The sequence below is a fragment of the Cyclobacterium xiamenense genome (assembly GCF_900109255.1).
Classification (GTDB): Bacteria; Bacteroidota; Bacteroidia; order Cytophagales; family Cyclobacteriaceae; genus Cyclobacterium; species Cyclobacterium xiamenense.
In genome coordinates this window covers 664,758-688,595 of the sequence record NZ_FNZH01000002.1, presented here as the reverse complement: position 1 = coordinate 688,595, position 23,838 = coordinate 664,758, and the positions used below count along the sequence as shown (strand labels likewise).

Below are 23,838 nucleotides of genomic sequence, written 5' to 3'. Positions count from 1 at the left end.
AAATAAATTATACCTACAAAAATACCATTTAAATCAGTATTAAACAGAAAAAGAACATTTATTGCCAGCAGGACATCCCAACGGCTTTTTTATGAATGCAAAAGAAAAAAAAGAAGGCATAAAAAAAGGGGACTGTTCCCCTTTTTTTCAAATCGTTGCCAGACCAAACCAATTACCGGTCTTTTCCTCCCACGGCAATCATGGCGCATCGGAACCCAATGTGGTTAGAAGCCGAATCCTGATGCATAAACCGCCTGGTACCCGGAGCAAGCCAATAAGCTACGTCTCTCCAAGAACCCCCTTTGTATACCCGGTAGTTATCGTCTATAAGTGTGGTATTGTATGTATTTTCCTCGTCGTATACCCCGTCCTTTCGCAGGGGATTCAAATCGTCAAAGTCCTGGAAAGACAAGGGTCGGTATACGTCCTGAACCCACTCGTTCATATTGCCGGCCATGTTATACAAACCGAAATCATTGGCCGGAAAGTCGTACACGTTGGTGGGAATAATCTCACCGTCATTCGATACACTTCCGGGGATACCCGCGTAATCACCCCGACCTCGCTTGAAGTTAGCCAGAAAGTCTCCCTGTCGGGACTTTCTCTTAATATTATAGGGGTTTCGTGGACCTCTGCCGTCCCAGGGATAAATCCTTCCATTTTCCTGGTTCTCGTCCATGTACTGTGTTCCGATCATGGCTTTGGCGGCAAACTCCCATTCTGCCTCGTTTGGAAGGCGGTAATCGGGAAATACAGAACCCCTTTCAATCAACTGATCCTGTGTTAGCGCAGAATCCAATTCGTTTTTCTCGCGTTCCAATTCATTGACATAAGCCGTGCGCCACTTGCTGTACGCATTGGCCTGTACCCAACTGACGCCTGCTACCGGGTAAAAGTTAAACCCGGGATACCTAAAATAGTACGTGGCGTACACATCGTTATAGGACATGGTCCCATCCCAGACTTTCTCGTTTGGCTCCAACTTTTGAATGGAGTCAGCGCTAACACCGTCTCTTTTGGCCATGTTAAACAAAAACTCTTTGTAATCTACATTGGTGACCTCCGTTTCGTCCATGTAAAACGATGCGATGGTTACGGTCCGCTCTACGTTGTCCCGAAAGCCCATGATGTCTTGTTCCTGCGAACCCAAAACGGCCCTTCCCCCCTGGATAAACACCAGCCTGGGTCCTACCACCTCTTGCGGCAATCGAAACACCTGAAAAGACACGGAATCTTCTTCGTCGAAACTATACCTGGCTCCGGTGGAAGCACTGATACCCCCCGGATCGCTAGCTGTTCGGCGGCTAGATTGATTCCCACAGGAAGCAAATAAAAAACCCAGTACTGCCAGCCCGGCAAAAAAACTAAAATTAAATTCTCTGTTACCCAGTTTCATGTGACAACGTTTTGGTTTTGCCCTATTAAAACGCTAATATAGGATCAATAATATATTATACCAATAAACTTTTTTCCCTGCTGACGAGTCGAAAAGCAAGGAACTGGCCGATTTTGTGAAATACTACAAAAAATTTCATACCATTGTTAGTAATGTTCGCATGAAATTTTTTCCATTTTTTTGATTTTTTTTACCGGTACGCAACCGGGATGCATCCTAACCCACTCTTGACCAGTGGGTAGAGCCATCAAATTATACCTTACGTAGCAAGTCGTGGAGCCATTTTTTGGCCTTACCGATGGTGTCGACACCCTTGATTACCAATAATAAACGATCTTTTGTCTCTTTTATTTTGCAAAACCGTCCGTGGGACTGAATGAAGGCGATGATGTTTCGAAAAACGTCAGAGCTAAAGTAATCGTCGTTCTTTGATGAAACGAAGTAGCATTTCATTTGTTCGTTTTTCAAAGCCAGTTTCTCAAAGCCCAGGCGCTCGGCCATCCACCGCAGTTCCACCGTTTCAAACAAGGATTCTACCCTATCCGGAACGGGTCCAAACCGATCCCGGATTTCGTTTTTAAAGGCAGCAAGCTCGGTATCCTCCTTGATCGCGTCCAATTTGGAATACAAACTCAATCTTTCCGAAATATTGCTGACATAGCTATCGGGAATCAAGAGCTCCAGATCCGTTTCGATCACACAATCCTGAACGAGCACGGCTGTTTTTTCCTTCAGATCGGTTTCAAACAGCGCTGCAAATTCGGTTTGTTTCAACTCTTGTACTGCTTCGTCCAGGATCTTGTGGTACATTTCAAAACCCAAATCAGAAATAAACCCGCTTTGTTCGGCTCCCAAGAGGTTACCTGCGCCACGAATGTCGAGGTCCCGCATGGCTACTTTAAAACCATCTCCCAAATCGGAAAATTCTTCCAGTGCCTGCAGCCGTTTTCTCGATTCTGCACTTAGGGTTGAAGTGGGCGGCGTCAAGAGGTAGCAATAGGCCTTCTTATTGCTTCGACCGACCCTTCCCCGCATTTGATGCAGATCGCTCATGCCAAACATGTGGGCCCGGTTAATAATGATGGTGTTGGCATTGGGAATATCCAGGCCCGATTCGATGATATTGGTGGATACCAGTACGTCGTAGACACCTTCAATAAAGTCCACCATGACCTTTTCGAGTTTTTTCCCATCCATCTGACCGTGAGCACCAATCACCCGTGCATCCGGCACTAGCCGGAGGATTAGATTGGCAATGGCGTCGATTTCTCCCACCCGATTATGGACGAAAAACACCTGCCCCCCACGACTTAACTCGTTGGCAATCGCATCCCGGATGATATCTTCCCGAAAGGTATAGATTTCGGTGGTCACCGGCTGCCGATTTGGTGGAGGCGTGGCAATTACCGACAGGTCACGGGCACCCATCAGCGAAAAATGCAGTGTACGCGGGATGGGAGTAGCGGTCAACGTAAGCACATCAACGTTTACACGAAGTTGCTTGAGTTGCTCCTTTACCTTGACCCCAAATTTCTGTTCTTCGTCAATGACCAATAAGCCCAGGTCTTTAAACTTGATGTCTTTATTTACAATTCGATGGGTCCCGATCAGTACATCAATTTCCCCATTTCCCGTTTTTCTAATGATTTCCTTTATTTCCTTTGCCGTACGAAACCGGTTGATGTACGCGACTTCCACCGGAAAATCGGCTAGTCTTTCCTTAAACGTCTGGTAGTGCTGCATTGCAAGAATGGTGGTAGGAACCAGCACCGCCACCTGCTTGCGGTCATTTACCGCTTTAAATACCGCACGAACCGCTACCTCGGTTTTCCCAAAGCCTACATCCCCACAAACCAGGCGGTCCATAGGATAGGGCTTTTCCATATCCTCTTTGACATCTGCAGTAGCCACAGCCTGGTCGGGCGTGTCTTCATAGATAAACGAGCTTTCGAGTTCTACCTGGAGAACGCTATCCTCAGAGAAACGGTGTCCTGGGGCCGCCTTTCTTTTTGAATACAGGCGAATGAGGTCCTTGGCAATGTCTTTGACCTTTTTCTTTACCTTACTTTTCTTGTTTTCCCATTCCTGAGAACCGAGTTTCGACATGGTGGGAAGCGTCCCTTCCTGGCTGCTGTATTTGGAAATTTTATGCAGGGAATGGATATTGACGTACAGCAGGTCATCGTCCCGAAAAACCAATCGGATCGCCTCCTGCAACTTCCCATTGACCTCTACCTTTTCCAACCCGGCAAACCTGCCGATGCCGTAATCCACGTGTACGATAAAATCTCCTGGATGCAAATTCTTGATTTCCTTGAGGGTAAGGGCTTTTGACTTGCTGCTGGTACGGTTGGTTTTGTACCGGTGAAACCGCTCAAAAATTTGGTGGTCTGTGTAACAGGCCAATTTTAGCGAGGTATCGATAAAGCCCTCCCTAAGGCTAATCGGCAGGGTCTGTACGTCCAAACTAGGGTCCAACTCCGAGAAAATATTCAACAAGCGGCCTATCTGCTTGTCACTTTCCGAACAAATGATATTCCGTATTCCCCTGGCAGCGTTTTCATTTAAATCCTGGACCAACAGATCAAAGTGCTTGTTGAAGGACGGCTGTGGCTGCCCCTGAAACCGGAACTCCGGCACATCCTTCCAGGTAAACACGTGTCCAAAGGCGATTTGTCTAAACGGAGAGATGGCTTCTTCAAAGGCCTTTCCAGATAAAAAGAGCGTGTCGGGCGCCATCAATAGGGACTTAGCGGCCGTTCCTCCCTCCCGAAAATAGGTATCGGCCTTCTCGTACAGGCTTTCCAAGACGCCCATGCAGTGGGCATAATCCTTGATCCAAAAGCAGGTGTCCGGCGGAAAAAAATCCACGATCGGTTGCCTGATTGCATCCTGCATGGTGGTTTGGATGTTGGGAATGATATTGATTTGGTCTATCGGAACGGTGGACAACTGAGTTTCGGGGTCAAATACCCGAATGCTGTCAATTTCTTGTCCAAACAACTCGAGTCGGTAAGGCAGGTCGTTGGCATACGAAAACACATCAATGATCCCACCCCTAACTGCAAATTGCCCTGCTTCGTAAACGAAATCGGATTTTTCAAAACCATAGGTGGTAAACAGCTCTTCCACGAAGGCCAAATCCACCATTTCGCCTTTCCGAACGGTAAATGTACTTTCCTTGAGGCTTTTCTTGTTGACTACTTTTTCGTAGATGGCCTCCGGAGAAGTGACCAGCACCTTTCCATCCGTGGGCGATTGGGATAGCTGATTCAGAATTTCGGCGCGCATGAGCACGTTGGCATTTTCAATGTCCTCGTGGTGGTAGGGCTTTTTGTAACTGGCGGGAAACAGGTAAGGCTGTGTGCCGGTCAGCGCCTGCCAATCCCCGGCAAGGTATGCTGCTTCCTCTCGATCGTGAGCCAAAATGACGTGAAATCCGCCTGCCAGTTTGGTAATCGCCTGAAGCAAAACCATGTCCATACTGCCGGAAAGGCCTCGCACCTGCATGCGGGACTGATCGCCTTTTCCCAGAGTCAAGGCCAGGTTCCGGACGAAGGGATCCTCTTCGTAAAGCGACAAAAATGAAGATCTATCCAAGTATATTTTGGTTTAATGATCGGATAATAATTGGCGCAATTTATCAATTTCCCCGGTAATAAGGTGCCTCTGCTCCGGATTCCAACCGGGCATATTCGTAAAAACCCAAATCCCTTCGCCTATTTACGCCCTTTTGCCAACAAACTGTAAATTTGTTTTGTTATTCGAATACGGCCTATGCAAAAAGAGAAAAAGACCCATTGGTTTCGGAAAATTGAGAACATGCACCCTTACCGCACGTTGATGTATTTGGGCATGTTTGGGAGTGGATTGCTATTTTTCTTCCTCACGACCGCTTTTGTATTGTCTCAACCGGAATCCGGTGTGTTTGAGCGCTCTACCTTTCCCAAATCCTTCATCATGAGTAGCCTGTTGATTGTGGTAAGTAGCTACACCTCTGGCAAAATACTGCCCAGCTTTCGGCTACACGAACTGGACAAAACGAAAAATTTTCTGCTTTTTACTTTTCTTCTGGGGCTATTGTTTTCCGGTTTTCAGTTTCTGGGATGGAAAGAGCTCTCCACCATGGGAATTGACTTTCGGGGCATTCCTTCGGGTAGCTTTCTTTACGTACTGAGCGGCATTCACCTGTTTCACCTGGGCGGGGCACTGATTTATGCACTTGTATTGGTAATACAGGTGGAAAAATCCGGTAAAGACCCGGTAAAATCCCTGATACTTTTAACAAACCCCTATGAACACATGAAGCTGGATTTATTCGCCGTGTATTGGAAATTCATGGACGCAGTGTGGTTAATTCTTTTTGTTTTATTTCTCTGGATGTTTTAGGAAAGATGAAATCATTCCGGTTAGAAATGATCTACTCCCGGAGGGTGAAATCGATCAAATAATCGTAAATTGCAAAAAACACGTATTTATGTCAGACAATCAATTTGAAATCAACGTCAATCCGGATTGGATAAAGAAATACCTATCCAAAATCATCCTGGCGATAGCAGTGATCATTGTGGTATTTTCGGCCGTTAAGACCGTGGGTCCAGAAGAAGAAGGGGTAGTGATTCAATTGGGAGAGTACAACCGTACCGTCTTGCCCGGCCTGAATTTTATCATTCCATTTGTTGAGACCATGTATAAAATACCGGTGCAGCGGCAGCTCAAGCAAGAGTTTGGTTTTCGAACCAGTGCCGCGGGGACCCGTTCGGATTACGTTAAATCCGGATACGGCGACGAAAGCATGATGCTTACCGGGGACTTAAACCTCACCGATGTAGAATGGGTGGTCCAGTACCGGATCGTCAATTCCTACAATTACCTGTTTCGCGTAAGAAATGCGGAACAAACCCTCAACGACATGTCGGAGGCTGCCATGAGAAAAATCGTGGGAGACCGAACGGTCAATGAGGTATTGACGGTAGGACGACAGGAAATAGCCACCAGTGTGGAAGTATTGCTGCAGGAAATGTGTGACGAATACGAAAATGGGATTCGAATCGATCAGGTGGTGTTACAGGATGTTAATCCTCCCGAACCGGTAAAACCCAGTTTCAATGCTGTCAACGAAGCCCAACAGGAGCGTGAAACGCTGATTAACCAGGCAGAAGCCGATTACAATCGGGTGATACCCCGAGCCAGAGGTATTGCGGATGAAACCATACAACTGGCAGAGGCCTATGCCCTAAACCGGGTCAACGGAGCAAAAGGAGAGGCCAACCGATTTAATTCCGTCTTTGAGGCCTACGTCAAGGCGCCCGAAGTGACCCGGCAACGTCTGTACCTGGAAACATTGGAAAAAGTACTTCCCAAAATCGGCAACACCGTTATCACGGATGAAAGCGGAAGCAACGTGCTGCCGCTTTTGAATTTAAATAAGGCCATTCAAAACCCCGCTCCCTGAACGATCAAGCAGGAAGGAAAAATTCCTAATTAGCAAGCCATGAAAAAAAGTAACGTAGTATACATCATACTGGTGGTAGTCGGACTTATAGTCGCAGGTCAGAGTGTGTTTATTCTGGACGAGACCCAGCAGGCCATCGTCACCCAATTTGGTAAGCCAGTAGGCGAACCTCGAACCAGTCCGGGGGTCAACTTTGTCATCCCTTTCATCCAGAAAGTGCAATTTTTTGACAAGCGCTATCTGGAATGGGATGGAGACAAAAACCAGGTTCCTACCAAAGACAAGAAATTCATCTTCGTGGATACCTATGCCCGCTGGCAAATCACGGACCCCTTGCAGTTTTTTATTCGTTTGAGGGACGAACGTTCTGCCCAATCCAGATTGGATGATATCCTGGACGGCGAGACTAGAAATGCCATTGCCAGCAATGACCTACTGGACATCGTGCGGTCTACCAACCGTGACCCGGAGGTGACAGAGGATTTCATGGAGGAATTGGAAGTGCTGGAAGACATCAAAGTAGGAAGGGAAGCGATCGAGGAAATTGTCTTGCAAAAAGCAAATGAACGGACGTCCGATCTTGGAGTGCGGATCCTCGATTTCAGGTTCAAGCGAATGAATTATGTGGACGAGGTTCGGGATCGGGTTTACGATCGGATGATAAGTGAACGAAACCGTATCGCCGATCAATTTCGGTCCGAAGGACAGGGAGAGGCCCGGAAGATTCAGGGTGACAAGGAGCGGGACCTGGCTCAAATCCAGTCGGAAGCTACCCGGGAAGCCGAGGAAATCCGGGGTAGGGCAGATGCAGAAGCCACCGAAATCTATGCCTCCGCGTATAACAAAAACCGGCAATCCATTGATCTGTATAAATTTCTCCGTTCCCTGGAGGCCTTGGAAAAGTCTCTGGACGAAAAAACCAACTTGGTCATCTCCTCAGACAGTGAGCTTTTTCAATACCTAAAGAAAATGCAGTAGCCGAATACACGTTGCATAGGATGAGGATTAACTTAAGTACGCAGGTAGCGCGGCCTTACCTGGAGGTAAAAGCAGGGTTTACCGAAGATCTATTCAGGTCATTGAACCCGCCTTTTCCTCCAGTGAAGTTGCTGCGATTTGATGGCTCGTCCAAGGGAGACCTGGTAAGTCTGGAATTGAATTTTATTTTTTTCAAGCAAACCTGGACCAGTGAAATCATAGCCGACCAAACGGACGAAAGGGAGTTTATCTTTATCGACGCAGGAAGAAAATTGCCATTCTTTCTGCGTAGGTGGCGGCACAAACACCGGGTGGTGAATCAGGGAGAGAAGCATTCCTTGATCGTCGACGAGATCGACTATACCGCACCCAATGCGCTGCTTGGTCTTCTTTTGTACCCGGTCCTTTACCTTCAGTTTGCGCTCCGAAAACCCATTTATAAACGTTATTTTGCCCGTAAAAAAAAGGAGTAGGGTCGTTTGGATCAGATAACCTGTAGGTTTTCACATTCCGGGATCAGACAGTCGCCGTAGAGTACCAGGGAATGACTGGTAATATGGGAAGAAAACTCTTTCCCCATGGCCTCCTTAATCAGGTTGATCCGCTGGTCGGAAAACTCCTTTATTTTCCGGCATTGGTTGCAGACATAATGATCGTGGTGCTTGTAGGTAAGTGCTTGTTCGTACAGGGCTACTTTGTCTTTAAACTGGTGTTTTACGGCAAGGCCACATTCGACCAATAAATCCAATGTATTGTAGATGGTGGCCCGGCTGATGGAGTATCCGCTATTTCTCATTTTTAAAAATAAACCCTCTACATCAATATGTTCATCCTGAGGCAAGGCATATAGTTCGTCAATGACGGAAAACCGCTCCGGTGTTTTTCGGCTTCCTTGCCGGATGAGGTAATTTTCGAATATTTTTTTTGCTTTTTCAATAATTGACTTATCGGCCATATTTTTAGTATTCTAAGGAATAAAGATGGGTTTTTTTTTAGATTTATCAAACCCTGAAACTTTTCAATGCTGCAATACCATAGTTATTTTCAATCTTTCTAAATAAGAGATAGTAAAAACCAAACATACCCAAAGAATAGGGGTTAATGTCAAAGTACTTAAATTAATTTTCTATATTAAACCAATAAATACGAACTACGCATCTATGCACCCTGGCATCAAACAGCTATTCTTGTTTTTTTTGGTCTTTTTCTTTGCCCTTTCTTTGCAAAGCCAGGTACCCGGCTTTTACATGAAAAAAGAAAAGCGAAAAGTAGACCTACCTTTCATCGATTCCAATAGCCTGATTATCCTGCCTGTTTCCATCAATGGAGGACCCGAAGTGAATTTTCTCTTCGACACGGGCGTCAAGTCCAATATTTTTTTCAGCAAAACCCTGGCCGACCAAATGGACATGCAGTACACCCGCAAACTAAACCTGGTCGGGGCAGATGGGAAGACGGTTTTAAGTGCCTCTGTTTCCCCAAACAACCATTTTGATTTGGGGCCTGTGGAGGGAATATTCCAGGCAATTCTGGTTCTGGATGAAGATTTTTTGGAATTGGAGAAAGTAATTGGAATACCAGTATATGGGGTAATTGGCCATGAGTTTTTTAAAAACAATCCGATAAAAATAGACTACGACAATGCTTCGGTCGGTTTTTACAAACGAACGGCCCTCAAATGGCGACCTTTTGGATTTAGAAAAATGGACATTGAAATCGACGGCAATAAACCCTATATCGCCTCTACCATACGTCAGGCAAACGGACCGGACCTGCAATCCAAGTTACTGATAGATACCGGTGCCAATCACGGGCTGCTTTTAAACATGGAAACCAGCGAGGACATCGTGCTGCCTGAAACCACCCTGGAAAGCGACCTGGGCCGCTCATTGGGCGGCGATTTGTTTGGGTACGTAGGCCGGGTAAAACGCCTGGGCATTCACGGACTTAAGTTTAGAAATGTCATTACATCCTATCCGGAAGAAAATGAATTTTCCGAAGTGATCATCGGAACAGGCAGAAATGGAAGCCTGGGATCGGATGTGCTAAACCGGATGAAAATCATTTTTGACTATCCCCGGGAACGGATCCTGTTTAAAAAAGGAGCCAAGTTCAGCAACGAATTCAAATACGACATGAGCGGACTGATGGTACGGGTATATTCGGCGGAAAACAAACGTTTCTACATCAGTCAGGTACGAGAGAATTCTCCCGCACACCGGCAGGGGGTAGAGGCCTTCGACGAAATCATTACGATCAATAAAATTCCAGCAGCCTTCTGGGAATTATCCGATATCACAGATTTGCTTCGTTCAGTGGAAGGCAAGGTGATTTCTTTGGAGCTCCTTCGCAGGGACCCGGAAGACGAAACGGCCAGTACCTTACATAAGATTACCTTTCTTCTCGAAGAACAATTGTAACCCCTTTTTCAACATATAGATGTTTATATGAATTTCAAATAGAAAATTTTGACTAATATAAATTTATTGGGTATTTTTTATAATTTATCTTAAATTTAGGGAATCTTTATCATGACACGTTGGTAACTCAATGCATAAATTAGATGCCCGAAAAGATTTTCAACAACCTGTTTGTAACTTTTAAAAGATCAGGTGAAAGGGATTTTGAAGTCCTGTTTGTATCCAATAGCTTTTTTCAGCTTTTTAATGAAGGCTCAAACGTGTACCGGCCGGACTTTTTTAGTCGGGTTTTTCCAACCGTTCAACGCCCGGTATTGGAGACGATTTTTGATTGCCTGGGAAGAGCAGAAGTCCTGGAAATACCCCTCTTTTTGCCTGATAATACCTTTGTTTGGGTGAAAATTGAGGGATTTACCGTGGCTCAGGCAGCCAACAGCTACCTAATTAACGCCATTATCATTCCCTATCGTCCGGCTCAAATCCAGTCTTCCTGGATCGTGCTTCCGGCATCAAAGCGAATTAGAACCGATAGGTCAAACCCCTCTGGCTTTTTCCCTGAAAACCTGGAAGATTTTTGCACGCATTTGTACGAAAAATACAGGTTTTCGGACCCGCCAACGTTGAAGCAACTTTGCAAGGGAGAGTTGGAGGGTCAGGTTCTGGATTTAGACGTCCTGAAACTGCACAGTGGTACGCTGGAAAACGGCTACCGGCTTTTGGCATTAAAAAAGCAGCCCCGACGGCCGGACTTTCCCAACCTGCTTGAAGACAAACCCAATTACCTATCCCACAGTTTTCTGGACATCCTATATTTCGAGTACTTGAGGGAGGACAAAGAAATGATCTGGAACGGGGCGATTACCGAACTTTTGGGCTTTGAAGAGGAAAGGTTCAAGCACTTCTCTCTATGGGACTGGCTGGAATTGGTTCATCCAGACGACTATAACCAGGTTTACGAGCTATTTTTCACCCAGTCCTACGAGTTGGACTCTTACACCATCGATTACCGGGTAAAAAACAAAACAGGAGACTACCTGCACCTAAAGAACGATTTGAGGGTTTTTTACGATATTCCTTCCAAAAAAACAGTACTGGTCGGTATACTCCGCAACGCATCGGAAATAGACAGGGCGAAGCAGAACCTGCTTGCGCACGAAGGAATCATTCAAAGTCTTTCTGAGAAAGAATTCATCCAGCAAACCCTTCAAAACGTTTCAGAGATTTCCAGCATGTTTAGCGGAAAGCCGCTTTTTGATGAAATAGCCCTCTTATTAGGCAGAAAGCTTGGGTGTACCTACTGCATCATTGCCAACTGCGACCCGGTCAGTCGCTTGTTAGACCCTATTTCCGTCACCCATTCCCACAAATTGGTCAGCTCCTCCTCCAAGATATGGAAGGCATTTCTGAATAATCAATTACCAAAACCGCAGGACCAGCAAAATTTTCTATGGCTTACTTACCCGGAATATCCGGAGCTACAGGATAGCCCACTTTTAAAAAACAAGGGCATTTGCTCGCTGATCCGATTGGATTTGCAGGACAATGAAAAAGCCATTATTGGCAGCTTGTGCTTTCTTCACCGAACCCCTTTACAAAACCCTGCCTTCTATCAGGAACTGCTACGGATTCTCGGCGATTGGATTGGAAAAGAATTGCATCGATTTCGTTTTGAAACCATTCTTCAGGAAAAAAATTTCATGCACGATGCCATACTGAATGGAACCGCTTACGCCATTTTTGCCGTCAACCATCACTTGGAGATCACGCTGATTAATAACAAAACCCTCCCCATTTTCAACCTGGAAAAAAAGGAGCAATTACTGGAAACGGTATTGGTGCAACAGGGCAGTACTCACCGCTTACGGGAGGTCATTACCCGATTTTCACGATCGAAGCGAAGTACCGCCTATTTCCTACTTCCCATCGGTCCGGATGATTACAAAGAACTAAAAATATCCTTTACCCGCGTCCGATACGGTAAAAAAAACCGGGTCTCCTACGTGGTCTTTGTCGACGACATCACCGATAGAACACTATCGGAAAAAAGGCTAATCGCCTCGGAGCAACTGTACCGTAGCATTGCGGAAAATTTTCCCGGGGGTACCGTAGACGTGTTGGACAAGTCCTTTCGCTACATTTTTACGGATGGAGAGGAATACCGGCTTGCCGGGAAAGACCCCAAAACCCTTATCGGAACCTCCCATCTGGATCAGTATACCGGGGAAAACCTGGAAAAGACGCGCAGCAACCTAACGAAAATTCTGACAGGGCATCGGGTATCGTATGAAATCGAAGCAAATCAGCAGCGATTTTTAAACCATGGAGTGCCACTCATGAATGATTCAGGCAGCATCGATCGGATTTTGCTCGTCAAACAAAACACGACAAATGCAAAAAAGCTGGAAACTGAACGAGAAAAACTAATCAAAGATTTAAAGTCCCATAACGAAGAGCTATTGCGCTTCGCCTACATCGTATCACACAATCTGCGGGCGCCTATTGTCAACATTTCCCTGTTAATCGACCTATTTAACGAAGAAGATCCGAAAGACCCCGAAAACAAGGAAATCATGGAGAACCTGAAGATCTCTACCAACCTGCTCGACGCCACCCTGCAGGATTTGATAGAAGTGGTTTCCATAAAGAAACAAAAAATCCCTAAAGTAGAATTGATCGATTTCAAGCTACTCCTAAACAACGTGGAAAAAAGCTTGTTTAACCAACTCCGGGAATCGGGCATACAGATACACCGGGATTTTTCGGAATTGGAGGAAATGAACTACGTGTATGCGCACCTGGAAAATTTCCTTATGAACTTCATGACCAATGCTGTAAAATACAGGCATCCCGACAGGCTGCCAGAAGTATGGATCCGTACCTATACCGAAAAAAACTATTGCATCCTGCGCTTCGAAGACAACGGGATCGGCCTGGACCTGAAACGCTATGGCGATCGGATCTTTGGCCTCTATCAGCGCTTTCACAACCACGTCGAAGGCAAAGGACTCGGACTCTACCTGGTACGGGAACAAATTCGCGCAAACGACGGAAAGATCGAAATTGAAAGCGAACTGGGGAAAGGTACAGTCTTCAAAGTGTACCTGCGAAACCTGATTCTGGACAAAAACCAACGCTCCCAGACAGCACGGAAACCTTCCCCCAGATGACCTATAGCAGTGCCGCCGCTTCCTCGTCCAGGTACAGGGCAACGTCTGGATGATGCTGAAGGACGGAGGCCGGAACATTCTCCGTTACCGGCCGGCGTACCGCATCCCGGATCGTCGCGGCTTTCTTACTCCCATAGGCCAATAATACAATCTGCCTGGCTTCCATTATGGTCTGAATACCCATGGTGACCGCCTCGGTAGGTACTTCCTCTACAGTTGAAAAAAAACGGGCATTCGCTGTTATCGTTTCCTGTAAAAGCCGGGTCACGTGCGTTCGGGAATCAAGCGGTGTTCCGGGTTCGTTGAATCCTATGTGGCCGTTAGTCCCGATACCGAGCAACTGCAGGTCAATTCCTCCCTGCCTTTTGATTTCGTTTTCATATGCTTCACATTCTTTTTCCAAATCACCGATTCCGGAGGGCACATACGTGTTCTCCATGGGAATATTCAGGTGATGAAACAAATGCTCATTCATAAAGTAACGGTAACTCTGGGGATGGCTCCCTGCCAGCCCCACGTATTCATCCAGGTTAAACGTACGGACCCGACTGTAATCGGTGCCCTGCGTCTGATGATCCCGAACCAGATTAGCGTAAGTGTCAATTGGGGAACTTCCGGTAGACAATCCCAAAACGCTTTGGGGGTTTTGCTTGACCTCGGCGATAATTCGCTCGGCTACTGCCCGGTGTAAGGCTTCCTTGTTTTGAAATATTTGAACTTGCATCGACTCGGATAATAAATAGTTAATTATGTGGTAAATGTTATGTATACTACGCCGATCCGGTGGCTTCCTACCATCCCTGCCTCTGTTTGTCGCAGCATTTTTTATTTTAAGGTGGGCAAACTCAGCTTGAACCGGACAGCCACCAAACGAATCAGAATGATCAATGCGATGGATAAAAGAAGGTTGCTGTTTCGTTCCGCACCATAATGATTCAGGATCAAATAGACCACGGCTCCGCTGAGGCAGGCAGACGCATAGATCTCCTTTCTGAACAAAATCGGTATCTCGTTGGTGAGGGTGTCTCGGATCACACCCCCCATTACCGCGCTGAACATACCCATAATCGCCGCTACCTCAGGTCTGAAATCTAACGCCAGTGTTTTTTCTACACCCAGAATCGTAAAAAAGGCGATGCCAAGTGTATCAAACAAAAACAAGGTTTTTCTGAGTCTCGCCACCAGGGGGAAAAACAAAAAGGTAGTGATCAAGCCGGCAAAAATAGCATAGAGGAAATCCACGTTACCTATCCAGACCAACGGATAAGCACCGAGCAGGATATCCCGCAAACTACCCCCACCGATGGCTGTGATAAAACCGGTAAACCCGGCCCCGAATAGATCGTGGTCCCGGTTTTGTACCGCCAGCGCTCCCGATATGGCAAAGAAATACGTTCCTACCAACTCCAACACATATTGTAAATCAAATGGTATCACCGGCATCTGCTTCCCTTTTTCAGTCTATTCCCCTTCCTTTTTAAACAAGTAGGCACCCATGGCACGCTGTCCATGGACCACCACCGACTTAGCCGGCTCCAATAAACTAAGCCGGTAGCACTTCATGACTTCGGATAAGAGCTGCTCCGTGAGCACAAACCGTTCGGTACCGTCGGGAAGCGCTTGTTGCCGATCTGCTGGATCGCCCGAAAGCGGAAAACAGCCTCCTGCGTCCGAACACATCCTCAGCCAGAAAAGACCTCCTTTCTTCAGCACCCGCATTTGTTCACCAAACATTGCGTCAAAATGAACCCTATCTCTGGCAAAATGCATCACCGCACTGCTGATAAGGGCATCAAAAGCACCCCGGTGAAAGGGGAGATCCTCCACAGGCGCCACGATAAATCGCTGAGCGTCAAACGTAGGATCCAGCGTTTTGGCGGTAATTCGAGCCATCTGAATGGCAGTAGGATTACTGTCTACTCCCAAAATCTGATATCCACCACGGATAAAATAATGGCTATTTCTACCCTCTCCGCAACCCGCGTCCAATAGCAACATATCCTTTTCAAAACGCCCCTTTAACAACTGATCCAGCAGGTAAATATCAATATTGCCCAGTAAGTTGTTCAATGCCTTTATTTCCATTTTCACTGTATGTTTACACCATCAAAAGGTTAGATTACTTCGTTCAGGCCAAAATAAAAGGCCGGTCGATCACCATAGGCCAGGTCAATTCTCAACTGGAGACCTTCCTCGTTTAGCCGATACCTGAACCCGATACCCGCTCCCAGCCGCATGTTCCGATTCAAACCAAAATCGCCGGCGTTCCTACCAATTTGACCCGCACTTCCAAAGGCAACCATTCGTAGGTTACGGTATACCGGAAACCGCCACTCAGCCTGGTAGACCATGGCATGCCGGTCCCGATACCTGCCCTCAAAATAGCCCCGCATCAAATCACTCCCACCCATCATGGATAAATGCTGAAACGGAACTTCCCCCTGAGTCAGGCTTACCATTGCCTGCCCCACAAACACCTGATCGTTTCTCATCGGCCAATATTTCCGGAAATCAAAAACCCATTGTGTGAAATCAAAATTACTCCCGAAAACGGAATGAAACTTCATCCAGGACAATTGATGGTACCCTCCTCGGGCAGGTTGGAAAATAGCATCCCGGCGATCCAGAGTCACTGCCAGTCCCAAACCGGACAAGCGCTGCCCATTGCTGCCTGGGATCGTGCCTGCATCCAGCAGTCCTCCTGGGACCTTCTGATATAGGTCATCCGTACGAAACTCATACCTAGGTCCCAGGTAAATGCCCCGGGCAACTTCCTTTTCGTAGTAGACATGTACGTAAAAATACCTGCTGGCATAGGATTCTGCCTCAAAAACCGCATTCCCAATTCCTGAAAACTGAAACGGATAATCGGAAAATTCCATCCGCCCATTCAAAAAAGACTTGTTTTGATTCATCCAAAGCTCCAATTCTCCCGTTAAGATCACCTGATGATTAAGGGTATACAAAAATGTGAGTGGTAAGGAAGAAGGTCTGTTTGCACCCGACAATGAATCGCTACCGGTCCTAAAAATCCTTACCGCCCGGGCTCCAATTCCCAAACTGGTCTCTGGAGAATAGGTGAGTGCGGGAATGAACGTCCATTGATCCGTACTGAACAGATCCACCGTGCGATCTGCCAGGCCAAAAAGCTTTTCTACGAACGATCCCCCTTCCCCCTGCTTAATAACCGACTCCAGATCCTGCGCCCGGAGGTGGCCAAACAGAAGAAATTGTACCGCCAAAAAAAACGTAATTCTTCGTCCCATGTAGGCCCGAAGATACTACATAATGCATCAAAATTCTATAATGAGACCAATTGTTGGAAGCACCGTTCCAGCCGGATTGGGGACCTCCCGGAGCAGGTAACGGGAAGGATCCTCCGGATCCACCAACAATTGCCCCTGATCACCTCTCTGGGGGACCAGGTTTGCCTGCTGCTCTGCCTGAAAATTGTAGGCATTTTGCACGTCAAAATACCAGTTTAGGTTCCACTTATCGTAAAAGTACTTTTTATCTACCCGAAGGTCCAGTTGGTGAAAGCTATTGAGGCGTTCGCCGTTGATTCGGGAAAAATCAAAAACACCCTGATTAAATAAATCCCAATTGGATCGAAGTGAGGAAGCCTGGAAGTCGTAAGGTGTATACGGGGTCCCTCCCAAAAAGCGCCAGCGGGCACCCAACTCCCAGTCCTTCTGGAGCCGCTTGCCGGCTGTTAAACTTACAATGAACCGATTGTCCCAGGAAGAGGGAAGAAACTCGGTGTTGGGATTGGTAAATTCGCTGCGAACCAGCGTAAGTGCAGCTATTCCATAAAACCCCTTAAACAAGCGTTGCTGGGCGAGTAATTCGAGCCCATACGCCCTCCCCCTTGCGTCGGAAGTCACCGGTTCATTCCCGATTACCCCAAAATCTGCCCCCAGATTAGCCAAGGCGATTCCGTTTCGAATCGAACTCGGATAGTTCGCATAGTTTTTATAAAATACCTCCGCCGAAAAACGCCGGTTTTTCTCCGGCAGTTGCCACTCCAGACCAGTAATCAGGTGTGTGGAACGGATAAAGCGGACATCGTTTTCCTGATTTACATAGGCTCCCTCGTTGTTCTGAAAACCCAAAACCGTGTAGGGCGGCTTTTGGTAGTAAATCCCGGCATTGGCATTCCAAAAGAGGTTATCTTTCAGTTGATAGCTGGTTGAAACCCGCGGACTTAACTGGTTCAAAGGGTTACTGGCAGTCGCCCCAAAATCGCTGCCATCCATCCGAACTCCCAAGTTTACCAGCAAGCGCTCGTCCAGGTATTTTTTACTTCCCATCACAAATGCCCCATAACTGTTAAACAGGGAAACGGAAGAAATATCCAATACCTGTCCATCCTGTACCAATACTTGCCGGTCGAAATTTTCGATCAGGTAGCGGCTAAACTCGTAATTGACACCGTATTGAAGCGTGAAACCGTCTTTGAAAACGCTGTTTTCTGCGCGGAATTTATTTTCACTCTCCTGTGAGAGGTAGTCAAACAACAGGTTTTCTTCCTGGGATGCATCGTTTTGAGCGTACTTATAGGACCGGTTGTTGAGCATGTTACGGCTCAAGATAAACGTCCAGAAGCCATTCTCCCGAAACCTCTTTAGCTTAATCCCCGTTGCATAATTCCACTGCGTGGAAATGGGCAGGTTGTCCAACAAAAACAAGCGATTTTCCCGGTCTTCGGTCGTCTCTCCATCCGGTACGTCAAAATTGAGTGCGAATTGATCGATCGCACCAACACCCAAAACTGTCAATTCCGTTTTTTCGTTGATCTGAGTTTTGGTCTTAAATGTAAAGTCATTGAAGGTAGGAAGAAAAGGAAGCCCCAATAAGCGAAACAATCCTTGCAAGTACGATCTTCTGGCCGAAACAATATAGGTCGTCCGCTCGCCAATAGGCCCTTCATTGGAAAACGTCAGTTCACTGGCGCCCACGGTAACTTGCGAAAACATCTTGTCCCTACGGCCGTCTTTGAGCTGAAATTCAAAAAAAGAACTCAGCGCATTCATTCGATTGGCAGGAAAGCCTCCGCTGATAACATCCACATTTTTGATCAGGTTTACATTTAAGATCCCAACGGGGCCTCCCGACGAACCTTGCGTGGCAAAGTGATTGATGACCGGAACCTCGATTTCATCAATAAAAAACTTATTTTCATTTGGGGCGCCTCCCCGAATAATGATATCGTTTCGAAAGCTAGCTGTACTGGCAACACCGGGCAGCGATTGGATCACCCTGCTTATGTCTCTATTTCCCCCCGGGTACCGTTCAATCTCGTTTGCATTTAATTTTCTTGCCGATAGTGGCGTGACATCCGAACGGCTGAATTCAGAACTTACCACCACTTCTTCCAGATTCGACGCATCTTCTTCCAACTCAAAATCGAGCTGCACAGGTCTGGCAAGGGATACCTGCACCTCATAAAATGTCTGTGATTTGAATCCGACAAAAGAGGCCCGCACGTTATACAAACCGGGTTCGAGACCGGTTAATTGATACTGCCCTTCTTCATCCGAAACGGTCCCTTTATCCAGGCCCTGAACAACCACGTTCGCAAAGGGAATGGGTTCGTTATTGACGGGATTAACTATTTTACCCTGAATAATCCCTTCCTGAGCCAGCACAAACCCACAAGTAAAAAACAACGCAAATGTTATCAGAGAAACCTTCATAGAAATGGAGCATTTAGAACAATAATCATTATGAATGAAAAATGTTTGTGGATCAAGGATGTTTTTTCAGGTACGGCTATTCTTGGCCCGCCACAGGCGCCACCAAGGTGTATTGGGTGAGTCGTGGTGCTCGTAATGGTAACCAAAAAAGTAGCAGGACACAAACGCCCAAATATGGTTTGGCGCTAAGGTACCGGAGTGGTGAGCATTTTCCTGCTCCCCTCTATGGGGAAGGTAGGTGCCAAAATAAAACAATTGAAGTGTGGAAAGAACTGCCGGCAGCATCCAAAACAAAACAAGGTTTTCTGTAGGAATCCAGATTTTCAATAAATTAAACGTACCCGCCATCAAGAGAAACTGCCAGATGTTCACATAGCTAAACAGAAAACTGAAGTACCAGGGGATGAACCGATTGGACGCATGGTAATCGGGATCCTTGTCTGTAGCGACGAATCGGTGGTGTTTGTGGTGATTCGGAAATAACCGCCAATAAAAATTGTAGGAAAACAACAAAGCTGCGAGCCAACCTACCGCATGATTCAATTTCCGGTTGGTAGAAACAACCCCGTGCATGGCATCGTGGGCGGTAATGAATAACCCGGTGTACAAATGCGTTTGAACCAAAATCGCCAAATAAACCAACGGATCCGAAAAATCGATGGAGTAGCCCAACAAAAACACCAAAGAAGTTGCCCACAATAATATAATTGATCCGGCAATGATCAATCCCTTCGGATCAATAGTTGACGATAAATGCTGCTTTTGGGAAACGTTGTTCATGCAAAAAAAACACCAGAGAAACGTAAATCATTCAAAACTCCCGAATTCGGTCCCTGACTTTCTCCATCAACCACATGGGTGTAGAGGTGGCACCGCAAATACCCACGCTTTGTCCGTCGGTAAACCACGATTGCTCCACTTCTTCCGGACTGGATACAAAGTAGGTTTGCGCATTTTTTTCTTTGCAAACATTAAAAAGCACTTTCCCATTGGAAGACTTGGTTCCGCTAACAAACACAATATGGTCGAATTTGGAAGCGAATTCCCGTAATTCCTTGTCTCGGTTGGATACCTGCCTACAAATGGTATCATTGGTATTTATTGTAATGCCATTCGCCTTGAGAATTTCATTGATCTCGTAAAACTTGTCGGTACTTTTGGTGGTTTGGCTGTATAAGGTAATGTTCTTTGGAAGCGAGGGAATATCCAATTCGCTGATATCCTGAAAAACGACCGCCTTGTTTCTTGTTTGCCCCAAAAGCCCTATCACTTCAGCGTGACCGTGCTTACCGTAAATGTAAATCGTTTCGTCCTTATCGTACGAATTTTTGATACGGTTCTGAAGTTTTAGTACTACCGGGCAACTAGCATCTACTAGCGTCAGGTTGTTTTTTATTGCCAACTCGTAGGTCGAAGGCGGCTCTCCATGAGCGCGAATTAAAATCTTTTCGTTTTTTAGGTCCTTCAGCGAATCGTGATTGATGATAATCAACCCTTTTTGGGTAAGTCGTTTGACTTCCTCGTCGTTGTGAACGATGTCCCCCAGGCAATACAAACGACCCTCATCGTCCAGGATTTCCTCAGCCATCTCTATGGCATAGACTACCCCAAAACAAAAACCAGAATGCTGATCAATATGTACATCCAAATTTAACATAGACTATAAACCAAACTAGCGTGTAAATGTTTTGCGACGTAGGATCTTTTCGTAAATACTGATATTCAACAGCAACAAACCCAATGAATAAACGCTATCTTCTATCGGTACAGTTCCTATTCGAATCCCCAAGTTTTCCTGATTGTTGTACCCGACGATGGGTTCGTCCAACCAGGTACCGGTAAGAACCCCGTTTACCAGCATGAAAGGCAACAAGCTGACCAGATAGGCGGCCAGAAACCGACCCAGAATCCGATCTTTAAAGACCAGAAAATGAACCGCTACGATAAGCGAGGTAAATATAAAATTAAACGAAGTATACAACTTTTCCCAATGATAGAAACCCAAAACCAATAACAGCGGTACCATTATGTATACAAAGGGCTTTCCGATGGGCTGTAGCCAATCTTTTTTTACAAAATAAATCAAGACTTCGTAGATAAAAATACAGGCAAAAGGCACGATAAAGAAAAACGAAATTTCTTCCAACGGCAATTCAAAGAGGTACCAACCCAGAATGTACCGTTCATTGAACCACCAAACTCCCTCTACCGTAAACCAATGATCCCAAATGAGATAAACGCATGCGGTAATGAGGGATGCCGGCCAGAGCGCATACCATTTCTTGTGGTAAGTAATCCGGTGTTCAAAAGACTGCGCCAGGGGATAAGAAAGGGTGAAGAGCATGAGCCCCAGGTAATAGTATTCTTCTTTCATTAACCAAGTCCTGTTTTGTACCCAAAATACGTTCGTACCAATAAAGCCATTTTTCGCCCGTTCGGGATGCGGATTCGTTGCTGGGTGATAACCTCCGGAGGCAATTCTTTGATTTTAGAGAAAAGCTTTCTGTAATACAGGTAAGCGATCTTGACCCCCAACATGGCTCCCTTTGGCAATTGATGAATGCCAATCAGCGCCTCATCGAAATCCTGCTCTATATCTGCTTCAATTTCTGATTTGATGGCCCGGTTGAAATCCTTGAACTCGACTCCCGGGAAATAAACCCTACCGCGTTCTTCGTAATCGCTTTTAAGGTCCCGTAAGAAATTTACTTTTTGAAAGGCAGCACCTAGTTTACAGGCCGCACCTCTGAGTCGATCATAAGTCTGACTGTCTCCCTTACAAAAAACCCGCAGACACATCAGGCCCACCACTTCTGCCGATCCATAGATGTACTCTTTGTATTTGGAATCGTTGTACCGGGTAAAATCCAGATCCATTTCCATGCTAGTCAGAAATGCATCGATCAATTCCCGCTCAATCTGGTATTGATTCACGATCAATTGGAAGGCGTGAAGTACCGGATTCAGACTAATTCCCTCGCGAATTGCCCGGTAAGTATCTTCCCTGAAAGCGTCCAACAAGGCTTGCTTGTCCTTGTCATGAAAGGTATCCACGATTTCGTCCGCGTACCGAACAAAACCATAAATCGCATAGATGGGAAGGTGTAGCTCTTTGTGAAGTGTTCGAATACCAAGGGTAAAGGACGTGCTGTACCGTTGGGTAATTAGTTTGCTACATTCGAGCGCAGTTTCATCAAAAAGCTGTTTGTGGTCGACCATATCCTGTTAAATATATCGATTATATTTATCTTTTCATCGATTTTATCACTTCTTTGGCAACAACTCCACCCGAAATAAGCGAGGGCGGTACCCCTGGGCCCGGCACTGTCAACTGTCCGGTATAGAAGAGATTGGGTAGTTTTTTATTTTTGAGGGAGGGTTTCAGAATGGCGGTTTGCATCAGGGTATTCGCCAGGCCATACGCATTGCCTTTAAACGCGTGGTAATCTTCTTTAAAGTCCCGATGGGCATAGGACTTTTTATAAACAATATGCGATCGTATCTCCTGCCCTGTTAATTTTTCTAACCGATCCATCACCAAATCAAAGTAGTACTCCCGGGTTTGCTCCGGGTCGTCCAGGTCGGGGGCCAGTGGAATCAGAATGAACAGGTTTTCCATCCCTTCAGGTGCCACCGAAGGGTCGGTCTGGGAAGGGACCGATACGTAAAATAAGGGCTTTTCCGGCCAGGCCGGATTGGTATAAATGGCCTCGGCATGGGGCCCTAGCGGCTCGTCAAAAAAGAGATTATGGTGACGAAGATTTGTCAACCGCTTGTTTACGCCCAGGTAAAAAAGCAGTGAAGAGGGTGCCAGGGTGCGCTTGTCCCAATAGGTGTCGCTGTAGTTGCTCCATGCCGGGTCAAGCAGGTGCTTGTCCACGTGGTGGTAATCCGCCCCGGCGACCAGCACGTCAAAGGCAACGGTCTCTCCGTTGGACAAAAGCAGCGAAACTGCCTTCCCCTCGTGTACGTTGATTTTATTCACTTCTGCTTCTGTCCGTATTTCCACGCCTTTTTCTTTGGCCAGTTGCACCATTCCTTCGATAATGCGGTGCATGCCTCCCATGGGATACCAGGTTCCGAGCGCTATATCGGCGTAATTCATCAGACTGTAAAGGGCTGGAATGTTCTGGGCTGTTTCTCCCAAAAACAAAACCGGAAACTCCATCAGACGAATGATTTTTTCGTGGGAAAAAAATTTCCTCACGTGGGAAGACATGGACTGAAAAATATCCATTCGAAAAAGGTCTTTCAGCAAGGAAAAGTCCAGGAATTCGGTGAGAGAAAGGCTTGGCCGATGTACCAAATCGTGAATGCCTTTTTGGTACTTATAGGCCGCCTGCTCCAAAAACAAATCGAGCTTTTTCGCGGCGCCTGGCTCTAATGCCTCCAATGCCTGCCGAAATTCGTCCAGATTGGCAGGGATATCCATGACATCGCCTTCTCCGAAGAAGACTGCGTAAGAAGGATCCAGCCGGGTCAAGGAGTAGTAATCGGTAACTTTTTTTCCAAATTTCTCGAAATACCGCTCAAACACATCCGGCATCCAATACCAACTGGGCCCCATATCAAATACAAAACCCTCGGCGTCGAATTTTCTTGCCCTTCCGCCGAGGGTGCTGTTTTTTTCCAACAATAGTACGTCTTGGCCTTCAGCTGCCAGATGAGTGGCTGTAGAAAGTCCGGCGAAGCCCGAACCAATGACTACAACTTTCTTATGAATCAT

General features: G+C 46.3%; 19 protein-coding genes. 6 read left to right on the top strand and 13 right to left on the bottom strand.

Annotation, left to right across the window (positions count from 1 at the left end; genetic code table 11):
- Positions 1–172 precede the first annotated feature (172 nt).
- Both gldJ and mfd read right to left on the bottom strand, forming a co-directional pair.
- Positions 173–1,396 (bottom strand): gliding motility lipoprotein GldJ, encoded by a 1,224-nt coding sequence (gldJ, locus tag BMW71_RS07680; protein ID WP_092171694.1) that lies wholly within the window; start codon positions 1,394–1,396, stop codon positions 173–175.
- Positions 1,397–1,648: 252 nt separating this feature from the next.
- Entirely contained in the window at positions 1,649–4,996 is a 3,348-nt protein-coding gene (mfd, locus tag BMW71_RS07675; protein WP_092171692.1) for a transcription-repair coupling factor, read from the bottom strand.
- A 177-nt stretch (positions 4,997–5,173) separates the two neighbouring features.
- Between mfd and BMW71_RS07670 the strand changes: the two genes are divergently transcribed.
- The 4 genes from BMW71_RS07670 to BMW71_RS07655 all read left to right on the top strand — a co-directional run bounded on the left by BMW71_RS07670 (position 5,174) and on the right by BMW71_RS07655 (position 8,302).
- Positions 5,174–5,785 (top strand): cytochrome c oxidase subunit 3, encoded by a 612-nt coding sequence (locus BMW71_RS07670; RefSeq protein WP_092171689.1) that lies wholly within the window; start codon positions 5,174–5,176, stop codon positions 5,783–5,785.
- A gap of 88 nt (positions 5,786–5,873) precedes the next feature.
- Positions 5,874–6,851 carry an FtsH protease activity modulator HflK gene (gene hflK / locus BMW71_RS07665; protein ID WP_092172794.1) on the top strand — a complete coding sequence of 326 codons (978 nt, stop codon included), beginning with the start codon at positions 5,874–5,876 and terminating at the stop codon, positions 6,849–6,851.
- Positions 6,852–6,890: 39 nt separating this feature from the next.
- Entirely contained in the window at positions 6,891–7,829 is a 939-nt protein-coding gene (gene hflC, locus BMW71_RS07660; protein WP_092171686.1) for a protease modulator HflC, read from the top strand.
- Positions 7,830–7,849: 20 nt separating this feature from the next.
- The gene (locus BMW71_RS07655; protein ID WP_092171684.1) at positions 7,850–8,302 is read left to right on the top strand and encodes an SRPBCC family protein; all 453 of its coding nucleotides are present in this window, start codon (positions 7,850–7,852) and stop codon (positions 8,300–8,302) included.
- Between the two features lie 11 nt (positions 8,303–8,313).
- On the opposite strand, the gene BMW71_RS07650 is transcribed toward BMW71_RS07655, so the two are convergent.
- Positions 8,314–8,784 (bottom strand): Fur family transcriptional regulator, encoded by a 471-nt coding sequence (locus tag BMW71_RS07650; RefSeq protein WP_092171681.1) that lies wholly within the window; start codon positions 8,782–8,784, stop codon positions 8,314–8,316.
- 292 nt (positions 8,785–9,076) lie between these two features.
- Between BMW71_RS07650 and BMW71_RS07645 the strand changes: the two genes are divergently transcribed.
- Positions 9,077–10,249 (top strand): aspartyl protease family protein, encoded by a 1,173-nt coding sequence (locus BMW71_RS07645; protein ID WP_244891112.1) that lies wholly within the window; start codon positions 9,077–9,079, stop codon positions 10,247–10,249.
- 143 nt (positions 10,250–10,392) lie between these two features.
- Positions 10,393–13,416 carry a PAS domain-containing sensor histidine kinase gene (locus tag BMW71_RS07640; protein WP_092171675.1) on the top strand — a complete coding sequence of 1,008 codons (3,024 nt, stop codon included), beginning with the start codon at positions 10,393–10,395 and terminating at the stop codon, positions 13,414–13,416.
- A 1-nt stretch (position 13,417) separates the two neighbouring features.
- On the opposite strand, the gene nagB is transcribed toward BMW71_RS07640, so the two are convergent.
- The 10 genes from nagB to BMW71_RS07590 all read right to left on the bottom strand — a co-directional run bounded on the left by nagB (position 13,418) and on the right by BMW71_RS07590 (position 23,838).
- The gene (gene nagB / locus BMW71_RS07635) at positions 13,418–14,140 is read right to left on the bottom strand and encodes a glucosamine-6-phosphate deaminase (RefSeq protein ID WP_092171673.1); all 723 of its coding nucleotides are present in this window, start codon (positions 14,138–14,140) and stop codon (positions 13,418–13,420) included.
- Positions 14,141–14,241: 101 nt separating this feature from the next.
- The gene (locus BMW71_RS07630) at positions 14,242–14,859 is read right to left on the bottom strand and encodes a trimeric intracellular cation channel family protein (RefSeq protein ID WP_092171670.1); all 618 of its coding nucleotides are present in this window, start codon (positions 14,857–14,859) and stop codon (positions 14,242–14,244) included.
- 18 nt (positions 14,860–14,877) lie between these two features.
- Complete coding sequence (locus tag BMW71_RS07625) at positions 14,878–15,501, bottom strand: class I SAM-dependent methyltransferase (protein WP_092171668.1); 624 nt, start codon at positions 15,499–15,501, stop codon at positions 14,878–14,880.
- A gap of 29 nt (positions 15,502–15,530) precedes the next feature.
- Complete coding sequence (locus BMW71_RS07620; RefSeq protein ID WP_092171665.1) at positions 15,531–16,682, bottom strand: BamA/TamA family outer membrane protein; 1,152 nt, start codon at positions 16,680–16,682, stop codon at positions 15,531–15,533.
- Positions 16,683–16,709: 27 nt separating this feature from the next.
- Complete coding sequence (locus tag BMW71_RS07615) at positions 16,710–19,112, bottom strand: TonB-dependent receptor (protein ID WP_092171662.1); 2,403 nt, start codon at positions 19,110–19,112, stop codon at positions 16,710–16,712.
- Positions 19,113–19,178: 66 nt separating this feature from the next.
- Positions 19,179–19,892, bottom strand: coding sequence for a fatty acid desaturase (locus BMW71_RS07610; RefSeq protein ID WP_092171660.1), 714 nt, complete (start codon positions 19,890–19,892; stop codon positions 19,179–19,181).
- Positions 19,893–19,923: 31 nt separating this feature from the next.
- Positions 19,924–20,769 (bottom strand): 4-hydroxy-3-methylbut-2-enyl diphosphate reductase, encoded by an 846-nt coding sequence (locus BMW71_RS07605; RefSeq protein ID WP_092171657.1) that lies wholly within the window; start codon positions 20,767–20,769, stop codon positions 19,924–19,926.
- Between the two features lie 15 nt (positions 20,770–20,784).
- Complete coding sequence (locus BMW71_RS07600) at positions 20,785–21,486, bottom strand: lycopene cyclase domain-containing protein (protein WP_092171655.1); 702 nt, start codon at positions 21,484–21,486, stop codon at positions 20,785–20,787.
- A complete protein-coding gene (locus tag BMW71_RS07595; protein ID WP_092171652.1) occupies positions 21,486–22,331 on the bottom strand; it encodes a phytoene/squalene synthase family protein in 846 nt (281 codons plus the stop codon). The genes BMW71_RS07600 and BMW71_RS07595 overlap by 1 nt, the downstream gene beginning before the upstream one ends.
- A gap of 25 nt (positions 22,332–22,356) precedes the next feature.
- Positions 22,357–23,838, bottom strand: a complete 1,482-nt coding sequence (locus tag BMW71_RS07590; RefSeq protein WP_092171649.1) for a phytoene desaturase family protein — start codon at positions 23,836–23,838, stop codon at positions 22,357–22,359.